At 54.1% G+C, this 16147-nt stretch carries 13 protein-coding genes; 7 read left to right on the top strand and 6 right to left on the bottom strand.

All coding sequences use genetic code 11. The features are described 5' to 3' along the window. Positions 1-22: 22 nt before the first annotated feature. Positions 23-1141, bottom strand: a complete 1119-nt coding sequence (locus EL29_RS19650) for an ROK family transcriptional regulator (protein WP_013024216.1) — start codon at positions 1139-1141, stop codon at positions 23-25. Further along, complete coding sequence (locus tag EL29_RS19645; protein WP_029571474.1) at positions 1138-2013, bottom strand: glucosamine kinase nucleotide-binding domain-containing protein; 876 nt, start codon at positions 2011-2013, stop codon at positions 1138-1140. Before EL29_RS19645 ends, EL29_RS19650 begins: the two co-directional genes overlap by 4 nt. A gap of 274 nt (positions 2014-2287) precedes the next feature. Between EL29_RS19645 and EL29_RS19640 the strand changes: the two genes are divergently transcribed. The 3 genes from EL29_RS19640 (at position 2288) to EL29_RS19630 (ending at position 7270) form a co-directional block, all read left to right on the top strand. Further along, a complete protein-coding gene (locus EL29_RS19640) occupies positions 2288-3448 on the top strand; it encodes a Gfo/Idh/MocA family protein (RefSeq protein ID WP_014595093.1) in 1161 nt (386 codons plus the stop codon). A gap of 559 nt (positions 3449-4007) precedes the next feature. After that, positions 4008-4613 carry a hypothetical protein gene (locus EL29_RS19635; RefSeq protein WP_028715938.1) on the top strand — a complete coding sequence of 202 codons (606 nt, stop codon included), beginning with the start codon at positions 4008-4010 and terminating at the stop codon, positions 4611-4613. Between the two features lie 266 nt (positions 4614-4879). After that, positions 4880-7270 (top strand): glucose/quinate/shikimate family membrane-bound PQQ-dependent dehydrogenase, encoded by a 2391-nt coding sequence (locus EL29_RS19630; protein WP_014606912.1) that lies wholly within the window; start codon positions 4880-4882, stop codon positions 7268-7270. A 48-nt stretch (positions 7271-7318) separates the two neighbouring features. On the opposite strand, the gene EL29_RS19625 is transcribed toward EL29_RS19630, so the two are convergent. From EL29_RS19625 to EL29_RS19615, 3 genes are all read right to left on the bottom strand, one after another. Continuing rightward, positions 7319-8542, bottom strand: coding sequence for an MFS transporter (locus EL29_RS19625; protein WP_028715937.1), 1224 nt, complete (start codon positions 8540-8542; stop codon positions 7319-7321). Positions 8543-8651: 109 nt separating this feature from the next. After that, complete coding sequence (locus EL29_RS19620; RefSeq protein WP_015701240.1) at positions 8652-9548, bottom strand: LysR family transcriptional regulator; 897 nt, start codon at positions 9546-9548, stop codon at positions 8652-8654. 185 nt (positions 9549-9733) lie between these two features. Continuing rightward, the gene (locus tag EL29_RS19615) at positions 9734-10102 is read right to left on the bottom strand and encodes a helix-turn-helix domain-containing protein (RefSeq protein ID WP_014606915.1); all 369 of its coding nucleotides are present in this window, start codon (positions 10100-10102) and stop codon (positions 9734-9736) included. Between the two features lie 224 nt (positions 10103-10326). On the opposite strand from EL29_RS19615, the gene EL29_RS19610 reads away from it, so the two are divergent. From EL29_RS19610 to tsx, 3 genes are all read left to right on the top strand, one after another. Beyond that, complete coding sequence (locus EL29_RS19610) at positions 10327-10986, top strand: response regulator (protein WP_014595088.1); 660 nt, start codon at positions 10327-10329, stop codon at positions 10984-10986. After that, the gene (locus EL29_RS19605; RefSeq protein ID WP_026020989.1) at positions 10983-12332 is read left to right on the top strand and encodes a sensor histidine kinase; all 1350 of its coding nucleotides are present in this window, start codon (positions 10983-10985) and stop codon (positions 12330-12332) included. The genes EL29_RS19610 and EL29_RS19605 overlap by 4 nt, the downstream gene beginning before the upstream one ends. Positions 12333-12606: 274 nt before the next feature. Beyond that, positions 12607-13473 carry a nucleoside-specific channel-forming protein Tsx gene (gene tsx, locus EL29_RS19600; RefSeq protein WP_014595086.1) on the top strand — a complete coding sequence of 289 codons (867 nt, stop codon included), beginning with the start codon at positions 12607-12609 and terminating at the stop codon, positions 13471-13473. An 86-nt stretch (positions 13474-13559) separates the two neighbouring features. Here the strand turns inward: tsx and yjdN are convergent, their stop codons facing one another. Next, a complete protein-coding gene (gene yjdN / locus EL29_RS19595; RefSeq protein WP_013024205.1) occupies positions 13560-13997 on the bottom strand; it encodes a VOC family metalloprotein YjdN in 438 nt (145 codons plus the stop codon). A 571-nt stretch (positions 13998-14568) separates the two neighbouring features. On the opposite strand from yjdN, the gene EL29_RS19590 reads away from it, so the two are divergent. Further along, positions 14569-16113, top strand: coding sequence for a methyl-accepting chemotaxis protein (locus EL29_RS19590; RefSeq protein WP_019105647.1), 1545 nt, complete (start codon positions 14569-14571; stop codon positions 16111-16113). Positions 16114-16147: the final 34 nt, after the last annotated feature.

The raw sequence follows: 16147 nt of genomic DNA, 5'->3' as shown, positions 1-16147 counted from the left end.
ACAGGATGGCGCTGCGGCGCCGTCAGGTCACGGGTTCTTCATCCGCCTGGGCAGCCAGCAGATCGAGCAGCATATTCACGGCAAAGCCTGCCGCGCCCAGCGCCCACATGCGGTTTGATTCTGTCAGAAACTGCAGCGGTGTCATCTGTGGCGTCAGCTTCAGACGATAGGCCTGAAAACTCTGGGTAATGTGGTCCAGCAGAATACGTGAAGCCATGTGCGGTTCCATCGCCAGGAACACGACGTCAGGATCGTACGCCACCGACAGATTGGCCAGGGAAATCCCCAGTTCACGTCCCGCCTCTTCCAGTGCGCTCAGCACCTCGGCCGTGGGCCGCTGATCGAGCGCCTGCAACGTTAGCGGACCGCCCGCTTCATCCTGCTGGACACGTTGCAGGATTGCCCGGGACGAGGCCACATCCTCGAGCAGACGCAGCGAGCCATCGCCGACCAGGCCGTTACCGATCTCGCCCGCTTTGCCATGTCGCCCGCGATACAGCCGGCGGTTAAGAATAATGCCTGCGCCAATGCCTTTACCGTAAGTCGCAATAACCGCTGACTGCGCGTTGCCCAGTTGGCCAAACACCAGGGTGGCCATCGCCATCGCATTGGCATCGTTTTCGATAAATACCGGCAGGGAAAAGCGTGTTTCCAGCATCTGCGCGATAGGGACATTCTCCCAGTCGAGCACTTTCGAACGAATACAGTAGCCGTTTTCGGCATCGACTAAACCGGATAAGGCCAGGCCAATCGCGCCAACCTGTTTTTCTTCCACGCCGCGTAGAAATTTAGCCAGCGCATCGCCCAGCTGTCGTGGCGTGATGGCGCCGGAAGGCATCTGCTGTTCCCCCAGCAGATTGCCGCTGAGGTCGGTCATTACGATCAGGTTACGTTCGGCGTTAAGCTGAATGCCAATGACGCTGGCGCGATCGGGATTCAGCCCCAGCAAGGTTTTAGGCCGCCCCATTGATACGCGGCGCAGCCCCAGTTCCTGCACGATGCCCTGCGCCAGCAGTCGGTTGGTCGCCTGGGAGACGGTAGACATGCTGAGTCCGCTTCGGACCTTGAGGTCAGACTGGCTGACAGGCGCATGTTCCACGATCAGTCTAAGAATGCGCGCGGTAACGTTTGGAGCAATCATAGCGTCCTCAGATTTGCCCGGGCCATCATTAATGCCCCGTCCAGAGCATCGTGTTGTGCAGCGACCAGCCGGGCCTGACTCTCCGCGCTCAGCCAGGGCTGAATCGGTGTGGCCAGCCCGCCCATGAGGGCGACGCATCCCTGACTGATGGTAGAGAGACGGCTGACCATTAAGCCAATATCGCTTGCAGTCTGCTGCAGGAGATCCACGGCATGACGATCGTCCGCGTGCGCGGCGGCAAAAATATCAGGCACCACGCGCGCCCAGTCGGCGGGCATAGCTTCTCGCGTCCACATCAACATGGTTTCCGGGCTGTGGTTAAACTGTGCCATCAGGCCGTGGGTAAAGTCTGTGCTGTCAACGATGGCTTCATGGGCCAGTAATGCCAGCCGCAGCGCGCGTCGCCCCAGCTCAGCGCCGGAGCCGTGATCGGACAGCGCGAATCCCCAGCCGCCCAGCAGCGTAAACCGCTCGCCATCCCAGGCTGCGCCCTGGCTACCGGTGCCAATAATAAAAACCGCACCGGGTGCCGCCGCATGGGCGCCGGTGCAGGCAATCTCAACATCGCTGACCACCTGCACGGTCGCGCAGGCAGGCTGCCATTGCGTCAGGCGCGCCTTAACCGAGGCCACATTCGCACCGGCTAATCCTGCCACCAGCGAGGTCTGCGCCAGCGCCTTTGGCGTCAGCCCTGCCTGAGACAGCACGGCTGCCATGAGCTGCTCAACGCAGTTCAGAGCCGCATCAAACTGTGACCAGACGTTGGCAGGGCCGCCCACCGCCTGAGCCAGCACGTTGCCATTCGCGTCGGTCAACCGCGCACGACACTGCGTACCGCCGCCATCAATACCAAGGAGATAGTGTGATTGCACGCGCTTCCTCCCGCCGTAAACGCATCTCGATTCTGTAATCTGCGAACGATAGGTGAAAAAAACTTAAATCGCAATAACAAATAAATATAGGCAAAAAACAATAACTATTTATTATTTAAAATCAATAAAATACCTAAAAATACGTATGCAAATCACACAACGCGTTATTGACATTAGTTTTTCTGTCGTAATAAGTTGGTAGCCAGTCTTTCCATCATTGCGTCCCGTCAGCGGCGTACTCACCGTTGTCAGAATTCAGGATCAGGGGTTTACCATGAAAGTAGGCATTATTGGTCTCGGCTTTCGTCTTTCTCATGTCGTTAAAGAGTTTCACAAGGCTGATACCGAATTTTCGCTGGTAGGTTATTACGATCCAGCACCGGCCGGTTTGCCGAATCTGCACAGTTTCGGCATCGATCCCGGCAAGGCGTTCGATTCCGTTGAGGCGCTGCTGCAACAGGGTGGTTTTGATTTGCTGCTGGTGGGCTCGCCTAACTTTATGCATCTTGAGCATGTCACACAGGCGCTGGCAGCAGGCTATACTGTGTTTACTGAAAAGCCTGTCGTGATTAACGAAGAACAAACGATGGCGATGGCAAAACTGGTTCAGCAGTATGGCGAAGACCGTATTCTGGTAGGGCTGGTGCTGCGTTACTCGCCGCTCTATCACGATCTGCTGGCAGCACGTGACGATCGTCGCCTGGGTGAAATCACCTCTATTGAAGCGACAGAACATATCAAGCCTTATCATGGCGCGTTCTTCCAGCGCGACTGGCGCAGGCTCGAAAAGTATGCCGGTCCTTATATTCTGGAAAAATGCTGTCACGACATCGATCTCTACCAGGGATTAATGCAGGAGCGCCCCCTTCGGGTAGCCAGCTTTGGCGGACGCAAGTCGTTCACGCCTCAGCATGCACCACAAGGTGCGATCACCGAGCAGTCTGAGATTTATCACACTAAGCCCAGCGGCTGGTCGAGTACCGACGCGGTGTTTAGCAGCGATGCCGATATTGTCGATTACCAGACCGCCCTGATTGAGTACGCCAGCGGCGCAACGCTGTCTTTTCACGCTAACCTCAACGTCCCGGACGAATTCCGCCGGTTCTGCGTGATAGGCACTGACGGCATGGCTGAAGGCGATTTTGTCCGTAACTATTTTCGCGTGCACAACGCACGCACCGGCGAAAAAGAAGTGGAAACCGCCTACAGCGGCAACGCCTATGACGGTCATTACGGTGCCGATGCCTTAATGGCGGAAGAGATCGTTAAGCACGTCAAGCAGGGAACGCCGCTAAAAGTTTCTGTTGTTGACGCACTGGAAGCCGGCCTGACGGCCATTAAGATTGATGAAGCGCGCAAAACCCGCAGCGTCATCGATCTGACCGAAAGCTGGACACGTTTTGACGCCAACCTGGGAAAAACGGGAACGCACTAGTTCCCTCCTGATAGCTCACTCCCCCGAGCCCATCAGGTTAAACATAGCTCGACGACTGGTACCCTACTTAAACCGGCCTCAGGCCGGTTTTTTTATTCCTCCACACCTGTACTTCTCCTGCCCTGCGGGCAAGCGTCGCGCGGCATCAGGCGTTTCCGCCTGCGTTTTCCATGAGGATTGACCTGTGCGGATGATTATTAAAAAAAACCGCCTGCTCTGCTGATAACTTAACTCAGGATAAGATAAAGCAGTAAACGAAGCGGCCGTTGTGACATCAGAACGACACTTTCTGCTGATAATCAGATGACGTTTATTACGCGTTTTACAAAACAACGTGCAGGGTGAATTAACGCTTTCGACGAGTAGTCACGCCAGAAAAGACCATTTAACGTTATCATTAGAGTGCATATAAATTTAAATAACGGATAACAAAAAAGTGCTGATTAATATATAAAAAACGTGTGTTGCCAGGAGAATCGCGTATATTAATCGCCGTACTTCCCTCTCGTTATGCAAAAAATAAAATTCACAGCAAACGTTAAATAGTTTCGATGAGATAATGAAAAATAGCGGATATAACCCTTATATTACTGAGCCTATTCATCACGTCACGAGTCAGGTGGCCGGTATTTGTTACCACCTCCCGAATTCGGACTGCACACAACCGACGAAAAGGATACTTAACGATGACAACATTATTTCATTGCACAACCATCTTGCAACTGAAGAAGCATTAATCATTATCCCCCTGTGTGATGCACAGTTAAAAGAATGGATTCAGCATCCCGAACGTTATTTACACCTACAGGATGCGCGGGTGCGTATTGGTATTAATTATCGCAACCTCAGGACCCATCAGGAAAAATTACTGGAATTAATTAACGCGTATCGTTTCTGGCTTTTTGATTTTGCACCGCCTGGCGCAGACTGGCATTTAGTCGAATCCTTTCCTTTTTCCGCCATTGTCTTAAGTTATTCATTCTTTAATGACAACTATCGGAAATTTACATTTCCTTTTTTTCTTGAGTCATTAAAAGGGAAAGGCGCCGAGATTATCGTGCGCGGTTACGAACCGACGTTATCAGCAGAGCAACTCGCGGCACTTAACATTAGCGGCTGGCAATTACAACGCGCGTCTGGCGATCTCATTCCCTTTACGCTTTAACCTTTCTTATCTCCTGGCACTATTGAATCATATCGGCAAGCCCCATTAACACCCTCTAAAGTATTGCCTTAGATGCGTTGTTAAGAGCTTTAAGCCAAAAAAATCAAAACTCATACCAATTTTGCTATAACATTTAACAGATATGGATCATCACGCTTCAGGGAAGAGCGAAATAAGAATGCCTTTCATCTTTTGTACTTTATGACTGACAACAATCTATCTGATTGTTTTCCTGAGTTTTCTGGCAACGAAATGAGGTCAACATTATGGGGAAAAACTCCTCATCCTTTAGCGTGGTCCGTTTTTTAACGGTGCTGTTCGCCGTGCTAACGGGTGCGTTCATGTTAATTGGTGGTATCTGGCTGGCCACGATCGGTGGTTCCTGGTACTACATCATCGGCGGTGCAGCCATGCTGCTTACCGCTTTCCTGCTGTGGCGACGTAACAGCGCTGCCCTGGTTGTGTATGCGCTCTTACTGCTGGCTACGCTGGCCTGGGGCGTTTGGGAAGTCGGCACCGACTTCTGGGCACTGGCACCGCGTACCGACGTACTGGTGATCTTTGGCGTCTGGCTGGTGTTGCCCTTTGTCTATCGCGGCTTATACCAGCCGGGTAAAGGCGCACTGGGTGCCATGGGCGTAGCGCTGGTTGCCAGTGCAGCGGTGTTAACCTATTCCGTCTTTAATGATCCGCAAGTGGTTAACGGTGCATTACCGGCAACAGCGGATAATGCGCCTCAGGCACAGCCGTTGAGCAATATTGCTGATGGCGACTGGCCGGCCTATGCGCGCGATCAGCAAGGGACGCGCTTCTCGCCGCTCAAGCAGATCAACCACGACAATGTGAAAGAACTGCAGGTTGCCTGGCAATTCCAGACCGGTGATATGAAACGCCCAAGCGATCCGGGCGAAATTACCGATGAAGTGACGCCAATCAAGATTCGCGACACGCTGTATCTTTGCACGCCACATCAGATTTTATTTGCTCTGGATGCGGCCACCGGCAAGCAAAAGTGGAAGTTTGATCCCGGCCTGAAAACCAACCCAACCTTCCAGCACGTGACCTGTCGTGGTGTGTCATACCACGAATTCCCTGCAGCGAAGGATGCGTCCAATACCCAGCCTGCGCTGTGCTCGCGTCGTATCTACCTGCCAGTCAATGACGGGCGTTTGTTCGCGCTGGATGCGGAAACCGGTGAACGCTGCCCGGCCTTTGGTAACAACGGTGAGCTGGATCTGCAGCACAAGCAGCCGGTCACAACGCCAGGCATGTATGAGCCAACCTCGCCACCGGTGATTACTGACACTACCATTGTGATGGCTGGCGCGGTAACCGATAACTTTTCAACCCGTGAACCTTCAGGCGCCATCCGTGGCTTTGATGTGAACACCGGTAAACTGTTGTGGGTGTTCGATCCGGGCGCGAAAGATCCTAACGCGATTCCGGCGGATGAACACACGTTCACCATGAACTCGCCTAACTCGTGGGCACCTGCGGTTTACGATCCGAAGCTGGATATCGTTTACCTGCCAATGGGGGTGACCACGCCGGATATCTGGGGCGGCAACCGCACACCTGAGCAGGAACGTTATGCCAGCAGCGTGCTGGCGCTGAACGCGACGACCGGTAAGCTGGTGTGGTCATATCAGACTGTGCATCACGATCTGTGGGATATGGACCTGCCTTCGCAGCCGACGCTGGCGGATATTACCGATAAAGACGGTAATACCGTGCCGGTTATCTATGCCCCTGCCAAAACCGGGAACATCTTTGTTCTGGATCGCCGCACAGGTAAAACTGTGGTTCCGGCCCCGGAAACCCCTGTTCCGCAGGGCGCAGCTAAGGGCGACCATGTCTCAGCTACACAGCCTTACTCTGAACTGACCTTCCGTCCGAAACAGAACCTGACGGATAAGGACATGTGGGGCGCGACGATGTATGACCAACTGGTGTGCCGCGTGATTTTCAAACGTCTGCGCTACGAAGGTCCGTTCACGCCACCTTCTGAGCAGGGCACCCTGGTCTTCCCGGGCAACCTGGGCATGTTTGAATGGGGCGGCATTTCCGTTGATCCGCATCGTCAGATTGCGATTGCTAACCCAATGGCGCTGCCGTTCGTGTCTAAGCTGATCCCACGCGGTCCGGGTAATCCGGAAGAGCCACCAAAAGGCGCAACGGGCGGTTCAGGTACTGAAACCGGTATTCAGCCGCAGTACGGCGTGCCGTATGGCGTTGAACTGAATCCGTTCCTGTCACCTTTTGGTCTGCCGTGTAAACAACCTGCATGGGGTTATGTTTCTGCTGTTGACCTGAAAACCAACGAAGTGGTGTGGAAACAACGTATTGGTACCGTTCGTGACAGCTCACCTGTACCGCTGCCCTTTAAAATGGGTATGCCAATGCTGGGCGGACCGGTTGCCACCGCAGGCAAAGTGTTCTTTATTGGCGCAACGGCTGATAACTACCTGCGCGCTTACAGCACCGACACCGGTGAACTCTTGTGGCAGGCGCGCCTGCCAGCCGGTGGTCAGGCAACGCCAATGACCTATGAAGTTAACGGCAAGCAATACGTTGTGATTGCTGCCGGTGGCCATGGTTCATTCGGCACCAAGCTGGGCGATTACGTGATTGCCTATGCGCTGCCCGACCAGAAGTAATTAACACCTGAACAGAGGCGGACTCCGGTCCGCCTTTTTTTATGCCTGCTATCTGCCCTGCGCTTTTGTGCGTGGGGAGCGCCAGCTTAACCAGGCGCACAGCCCCATGACCATGCAGGTGGCCAGAAATACTGGCCGCATTCCCCACGCGCCACCAATCACCCCACCAAAAAGGGGACCACTGACCTGGCCGATATACTGCGCCGACGTCGAATAGCCGAGCATGCGCCCCACCTGCACGGCGGGAACGTGGTGACGGATAATGGCGGTAATGCAGGGCATCAGACCGCCCAGCGACATGCCCATCAGGAAACGTAACGGCAGCAGCTGCCAGGCATCGGTAATAAAAGCCTGAGGGATCAGTAACAGCGCGCAGCCAAACAGGCCAGCGTTCAGGACCCGCCAGTGCCCCACGCGGTCGGCCAGCTTGCCGACAAAGGGTGCTGAAAGAATACTGCCCAGCGCGGCTGCGGCCATCACCAGGCCGGACATCAGGGTGATGGCATGCTCCTGATGTAAAAACTGGCCGATATACAGCGTGATGACAGGCTCTATCGACATATTGGCAAACACCAGCAGCATGGCCGTTAACCACATCAGCCTGACTATCGCCCGGTCAAAGGGAGCAGCAGCCTCGCCCGGCTGAGGACAAACGCTCTGCACCTTCTTACGCGCCACGGCTGGCTCCTTCAGCAAAAAGGTGGTCGCCAGGAATGCCACAAAAATGACCGCCCCCGTCAGCCAGAACGTAGCCCGAATGCCGATCAGCGGCGGGAGTACACCGCCCAGTATGGGGCCTATAACATTACCGGCCATCATGCCGGATGCCAGCACGCCTAACGCCCATCCGGTATGCGCTTTAGGGGTTTGCGCAGCAATCAGAATGGTGGAGCCGGAAGAATAGCCCCCGAGTAATCCCGCCAGTAAACGCAGCGCCACCAGTTGCCACACAGCGGTTGCCATGCCGATCAGTGCCATGGCAAGGGCCATTCCCAGGCTCGCCCGGATCAACATCAGCTTACGGCCGTAGCGATCGCCCAGCCTGCCCCACAGCGGCGCGGTTAACGCGGCGCTGAGAAAGGTTGCGCCATAGGCCACGCCGGACCAGCGCGCAATGGCCGCCGGGTGCTGTACGCCCAGCTGTTGAACATACAAGGGTAAAAAAGGCAGCAGCAAGGTCATGGCGACCAGGGTCGTAAACGAGCCAAAGACGCAAACCCATAAGTTACGTTTCCAGTGGTGGAATACAGGTGCCTCAGACGTGATTTCCATGCGATATCCCCATCGTGTTTAGGGACTCAGGCTAACAATGGTGACGAGACAACAACAGTCGGCGCGCGATATTTGCTGACTGGCCTGTTTTGTTGCTGTACTGCAACAATCAGTGCGCGCCCAGTTGGTCGATCAGCGTATCGCACAGCAGGTTGATGGGAGAGGCCGATGCGATGTCCTGATGCCTCAGCAGGTAGCTCTGTGAGCGATCCATCTGCCACTCCGGCAGCACCTGGACAATTTGCCCCTGCGTCAGCGCCTCCTGCACCATATAGGAAGGCAGATAGGCGATGCCGTTGCCCGCCAGTGCAGCGTTCAGCAGCGCCATACTGTTATTGGCCCGAAAGCGGCTACGCACGTCTACCGCCAGACGCAGCTTATCGCGACGAAAAGGCAGTGCCGCCGTGTGCGCCGGACCGTGAAACATCAAGAGATCATGGCGGGGTAACAGGCGCGGATGCGAAATGGCAGGATGCTGCGCCAGGTAGTCAGGCGCGGCGTACAGGCCCCAGTGGATGTCGCTCAAAACACGAAAGTTGCCCTGGCGGGGCGCATGAGCACGGATAACTATCGCGATGTCTACCCCGTCGCCAAGGGTCTCATCGTTGTTATCCGTAAGGCTGAGATCGACATTGATGTGCAGATGACCGCGCAGAAACCGATTCAGCAGCGGCACGATGCACTGGCAGCCATAGGTGACGGGCGCCTGTAAGCGGACATTACCGGCAGGATTTTGGTGAGCCTGCTGCACAAAATCTTCGGCCCGGTGCATTTCGTCCAGCATACGCACGCAAAAGGGATAGTAAGCCTGGCCGAGTTCCGTCAGCGTCATCCGGCGAGTCGTACGCTGGAGCAGCCGAATGCCCAGCCGCTGTTCCAGCCCGGCAATTTCCCGGCTGATGTGGGACTTTGACACGCCGAGTACGCGTGCGGCTTCCGTAAAGCTTTTGAGTTCCACCACGCGCGCAAACAACATCATGGCGATCAGGTTATCGCTGTTAGTCATCGGATTCCTGGGACAAATCGGCCTGCTGAAGGTTATTGCACAGCCACGACGCCGTGCCTCAGGCAGTCAGAATAAAGCAACGGAAGGAAAGCGGACAGCGTGGGAGCAGGAAAAAGGACGCGAGGCAGCCCTGGCGATGCATGGACATTCCCACAAGTTCGCGGATGGGAATGTCCATACAGAGACTAACTTGCCATGGCATAAGGGAATAATAAACGATCTGGCTCTACCCGGCGCTGACGGCGCAGTTGACCCGGCGTGACCATAAAATAGTTTTTAAACGTTCGTGTGTAGGCCTGTTGGGTATCAAACCCATAGCTCATTGCCACCTGTAAAATCGCTTCGTTGCTGTTAAGCAGCGTCAGGGCCGACTCGGTCAGACGGCGCTGACGGATATACTCGGCCAGTGAGAAGCCGGTATGCTGGCGAAATAACCGTTGCAGGTGCCAACGGGAATAGCCCGCGCGGCGAGCAACTTCGTCCAGATGCAGATCGTGTCCTAAATTGCTTTCTATCCATTCCAGCAAACTACGAATAAACTCGCGCTGATTCATGGTGTTCTCCTGGTTAAAGCAGATGTGCAGGGAACACACTGTAGCGCGTTAAATTTATCCCTTAATTAGCGAAAAATTAGCGCAGAATTAGCAAAGCGGTAAAATCGCCTCTTTAGGTACAGGCATCCGGCGCGCCCCGGCCTTTTAGCAGGCTGAGCGCCCCAATAATTCTGCGCTAATAATCCAGCGCTACACTGTTGCCATTTTTCGGGAGGGCATCATCCATGCGCGTTTTGTTGGTCGAAGATGATGAAATGATCGGCGCGAATTTGCAGCAGGCGCTGGAAGCGGCAGGCTGGTCAGTTGACTGGGTACGCGATGGCGTGTATGCGCAAAACGCCTGGAGCGAAGGCGGCTACAGCTGCGTCCTGCTTGATCTTGGCTTACCCCGGGACGACGGATTGCAGGTGCTGAGACGGGCACGCGGGCGCGGGGATGCCACACCGGTCTTGATCCTTACCGCCCGCGATACGGTCGCTCAGCGCGTACAGGGCCTGGATTATGGTGCGGATGACTACCTGCTTAAGCCTTTTGATCTTCAGGAGGTGATGGCCCGCATGCGTGCGATTACCCGGCGCCATCACGGTTCCGCCGATTCGGTGCTGGGCAGCGGGGATGTTCAACTGGATATGCTGACGCGCGAAGTCCTGTACAAAGGGCAACGTGAACAGTTAACCGCCCGGGAATATGCCCTGCTCTATGCGCTGCTGGAGCGGCCCGGTGCCATCCTGTCACGCGAGCAGTTAGAGAACCGCATCTATGGCTGGGGCGAAGAAGTCAGCAGCAATGCAGTAGACGTATTAATCCACGGCATGCGGCGCAAGCTGGATAATGATGTGATCCGCAACGTGCGCGGACTGGGTTGGCGAGTACCGGCAATATGAAAATCTTTATGCGATCGTTACGGAATAAATTACTCAGTACGTTACTGGTCATTCATTTGCTGATGATTGGCGGCGTGGCCTGGTATTTCTTTAGCTGCTACGGTGAAATGGTGGGCGTCATCAAGGATGAGCAGCTCGCCAAGCTGGCCGATGCCTGGTCAGTGAATCGCGAAATCCCTCCGCTGATGCCGCTGATTGCGCCAGCGCACAAGATCAAAAGCGCCTTCGTCATTCAGCTATGGGATGCCAAAGGTCAGCTACGCTCCAGCTCCTGGCCTGAGTTGCACGCGCCGTTACAGGCCGAAAACGGCTACAAAGATGTGCAGATCGGCGGCTGCCACGACTGCGAATGGCGAATTTATACCCGCTCCGGCCAGCCCGGCAGCGAGATAAAGACCATTCAGGTGATGCTCAATCTCAGCTACATGAAAGAAATGATGGTGAGGCGGGCGCTGTCGGCGATTATTCCGCTGATTTTAATGATGCCGCTGTCATTACTGGTTATCTGGCTGGTCGTGCGCAAAATCACCCGGGATTTGCGCGTTGCCTCCCGGGAGATTGCCGCGCAGGATGCCCATCACCCACACAGCGTTTCACCGGGAAGCCTGCCTGATGAAATTCAGCCGCTGGTCGCCGCCTATAATTCGCTGCTGGATAAACTTCGTGCGGCCTGGTCTTCACAGCGCCAGTTTATGGAAGATGCCGCGCACGAATTGCGGACGCCGGTCACGGCGGTTACGTTGCAGTTGGAGAACCTGCGGCAGCATATTCAGCCTGGCGAGGCCAGTCGTCAGTTTGCACAACTGGAATCGGGCGTGACCCGCACCCGCCATCTGGTGACCCAATTGCTGAATATGTCACGCTGGGAAGATCAGTCGGTTGTCGCCAGCCTCGAAACTATCGCGCTGGAAGATGTGCTGAAAGAGAGCATTGAGCAGCTCATGGTGGTGGCAGATAAACGCGGTATCGACATTGGCTTTAGCGGCACCACGCACTACCAGTTGCAGGCCGGACGATCGGAGCTGCGAAGCCTGTTTGATAACCTGATTGGCAATGCCATGCTTCATACGCCTGAAGGCAGCCTGGTGGATGTCCTGCTGCACCGTGTTGACGGGCAAACCGTGGTAGATATCGTCGATAACGGCCCTGGCATGCCGGAGTCGTTTATTGAACGCGCGTTTGATCGCTTTGCCCGCGCCCCGGATGTTAAAGCCCAGGGGAGCGGGTTAGGCTTGTCTATTGTACGAAGCGTGGCACACAAACATCATATCCGCGTTGCCCTGTCCAATTGCCTGAATCCGCACGGTGTGCGTTGCGGTTTTCAGGTCCGCGTCACTTTTCCCTGATCCTCGCTGTTTGATTCGGAACCAGACAACGTAAACGGTTGCCTGGTTCCGTTCGCCTGAGACAATATTGTGACAAACATCACAATATTGATGAATTGTTATGCAACACATTTTGACAAATGTGACCAAAAGCTATTTTCTATCTCTCTGTTACAGGCACGCTACGCTAACTAAAACAGGCGGCCTGAGTACATTACTGCCCAACCTTTGGGATTGATTTCCAAACAGCGCGCAAACGATTGTCTTGCGCATAAAAACCAGTGGTCAAAATATAATGAAATTTAAAACGTTAATGGCAGGCGCCCTGCTGGCAGGTTCCTTAAACGGTGCAGTGCAGGCTGCTGACAATGCTCCCCAGTACGTTTCCGACTGGTGGCATCAGAGCGTAAACGTGGTGGGCAGTTACCATACTCGCTTCGGACCGCAGTTCAATAATGACGTCTATCTGGAATATGAAGCGTTTGCGAAAAAAGACTGGTTTGATTTTTACGGCTACGTTGATCTGCCGAACTTCTTTGGCGTGGGCAACAGCAATGCTAACGGCATTTTCGACCACGGTTCGCCGCTGTTCATGGAAATTGAGCCGCGTTTCTCCATTGATAAACTGACCGGCACCAGCCTGGCCTTTGGTCCGTTTAAAGAGTGGTACTTCGCGAACAACTATATCTACGATATGGGCCGCAACAGCGCCAACCGTCAGAATACCTGGTATATGGGCCTGGGCACCGACATCGATACGCACAGCGATATCGGTCTGTCGCTTAACGTCTATGCCAAATACCAGTGGGAAAACTACGGTGCAGCGAATGAAAACAGCTGGGATGGCTATCGCTTCAAAGTGAAATATTTTGTGCCAATCACCACTCTTTGGGGCGGTAACCTTGGCTACGTAGGCTTTACCAACTTCGACTGGGGTTCAGACTTACGCGAAAAGAGTGGCCCGATTCGCACCAGCAATTCAATCGCCTCCAGCCATATCCTGTCGCTGGGTTACGATCACTGGCACTTCTCGGCCGTCGCCCGTTATTTTCATAACGGCGGTCAGTGGGGAGCGGGTCAGGAGTTAGGATTTGGTGAAAGCGCGTCTGAAATCAAGTCCACAGGCTGGGGTTACTACCTGGTCGCTGGCTATAACTTCTGATTGCTGTCGCACCGCGAAAAGAGGTGGCGGCAAACGTTGAGGCCTTCCCATGGGGAAGGCCTCGCGTCTTTACAGACTGCAGCGTATTACGCGTCGGGTTTTACCACGTTGATGCGCCATGGAATATTGAATTTATCGATAAACATGGCGAAGCCGTTAGACCAGAACGTCTCCTGCCATGGCGTAGTGACTTTCCCGCCTGCAGACAGCTTTTCAAACCATGCCTTACCCTGCTCTGCATCATTGGTTGCCAGACTCACGGCATAGCCCGCGTGTTCTGAGGCCGGAGGCTGATGGGGATTGCCATCACTCATCATCAGCTCACCCTGACCAATGCGGAGGTGCGCATGCATAATTTTCTCAGGGGGCAACGGCGGAGCGGACCGATCGCCCACCTGTTCACCCTGCTCCGGCATATCGCCAAACGTCATTTTTTGCAGCAGTTTTCCACCCGTTGCCTGCAAATAGAATTCTATCGCTTCTTCACAGCGACCATAGAGAAACAAATAGGGACATACTTGCATTATTACCTCGATACCGGTGAGTAGAGACTTCCTTATAACGATGTAATAAGTGTAGACGACAGGTCAGGGTTGACGACGATAACCGGATAAAGATTCATCATTCGGATTATTTACCTGACGTAGGTCAGCCTTTTCTCTGTTGATTTTACAAATAAAACAGGACCAGACCTGACAACAATAAAAGCGTGATTTCCTGTCAGATATTATTGTCATGGCAATAATAACAAAGCATGACCGTCGAATGATGAAATAAAAGGCCAGTTTATAACGCGTTACGATACATCACCTCTTGCGCCGTGCTGTTTATCGCCAGCAGTCATCCTGTGCACGCGCCGATCGTTCGGGCTTTGTTAAATCTGTCTGGCCCTAAAACTCAGGTTATCTAACGTAAAGGGCGAAATAACCGAACCGGCAGAAAAGATCATCAGGTAATAATATTGAATCATCTGGTTCATTATTTCGCTCATCTTTTACCCACCTTATTGTTTATTAATTTCAGCACGTTCCCACTAAATATTTACCCTCCTGATGCCGATATATCAGTCCATAATCCCCTATTCAGGACTGCGTAATGTCGTTAAAAAAATCTTCACTACTGGTTTTGTCGTTCCTGTTAATTCTTTTTCTTATCAGCATATCGGTCAGCATCTGGTTACTGGCCCGGAGCAACGCGTCGTTAAATGCGGTTAATAAAGAAATCCGCGTAGTGTTATCAGTTATCGATCCTATCAACCACAGCCGAACGTTACGCGTCCGGCTGATGGAATACATGAAAGAAATTGAGAACGACGGCCCGCAGGGCGGCTATTCTCTGGACAGCGTGAAAAGCGTCGCGGCTAAAGCCGATGCTGCCTTTCAGGCTTATCTGAGTGCGCCACGCATTCCGGGTGAAGAGGCCGATGCAGACCGCTATCGTCAGGCCTATCTGGCTTATCGCGATCGGGGAATTCAACCCTTGATTGAAGCGGCCGAAGCCCGCGATCAGCAGCGCTTTAAAAATCAAATTGCCAACGTAGTCCGCCTCGACCGGCAGTATGAAATCGTGCTGGATCAGGTGCTGGCCCAACACGAGGCTTATGCGAAGAAACTGAATACTGACGCCCAGGGCAACTTTTCATCCGGGATCACGCTGCTCATCGTGTTTGGCTTGTTATTCCTGGCCATCATCATTGCGATACTGATCTTTGTCAGACGCTATATCTTATCGCCGCTCAATAACGCAAAAGCGCACTGCAGCGAGATTGCGGCAGGCGTGCTCGATCACCCGGTGCCGGTCAAAATCGGCTCGAAGAGCGAAATTCAGCAACTGATGAGCTCGATGGAGCAAATGCGGACGTCTCTGACGGACATTATTATCCGGGTGCGCCACTCAACCCACGCGGTGTCCTGTGCTTCACAGGAAATTGCCAGCGGTAATATCGATCTGGCGTCCCGTACCGAGCAGCAAGCTGCGGCGCTAACGGAAACGGCGGCCAGCATGGAGCAGTTAGGGGCAACCGTTAAACAGAACACGGACAACGTGTTTGAAGCCTGCCGTCTGGCTAACGAAGCGGTACAGAACGCAGAAACCGGCGAGAAGGTTTCTCAGCAGGTTATCGTTTCAATGGCCAAAATTAATGAAAGTTCGAAGAAGATCGAGGATATTACCAGCGTTATTAACAGCATTGCTTTTCAAACCAATATTCTGGCGCTGAACGCCGCCGTCGAAGCGGCGCGCGCCGGTGAGCAAGGCCGGGGTTTTGCCGTTGTCGCCGGTGAAGTGCGTAATCTCGCGCAACGCAGCGCCGTGGCGGCGAAAGAAATTGAAGGGCTGATTGCCGAATCGGTCGCGACGATTCGCGTGGGTTCTGATCAGGTCAGCCGCACGGGCGAGGCGATGAATGCGATTATTTCCTCGGTGAGCCGGGTGAACGAGCTGATGGACCACATTTCAACCGCGTCCGATGAGCAGCATCACGGTATCAGCCAGATTGAAAAGGCGGTCACTGAGATGGATGGTGTGACGCAGCAAAACGCCGCGCTGGTCCAGGAGTCGGCCGCCGCGGCTGCTTCGCTGGAAGAGCAGGCTCAGCACCTGACCCACTCCGTTTCTGCTTTCCGCCTGTCTGGCGTCTAAAACGGATTCCCGCTCGGGTGATCAGGCCTGAGCG

This window comes from Pantoea ananatis LMG 2665, from assembly GCF_000710035.2.
GTDB classification, from domain to species: domain Bacteria; phylum Pseudomonadota; class Gammaproteobacteria; order Enterobacterales; family Enterobacteriaceae; genus Pantoea; species Pantoea ananatis.
The sequence above is the reverse complement of the archived record's forward strand: the minus strand, read 5'-3'. Positions and strand labels throughout refer to the sequence as shown.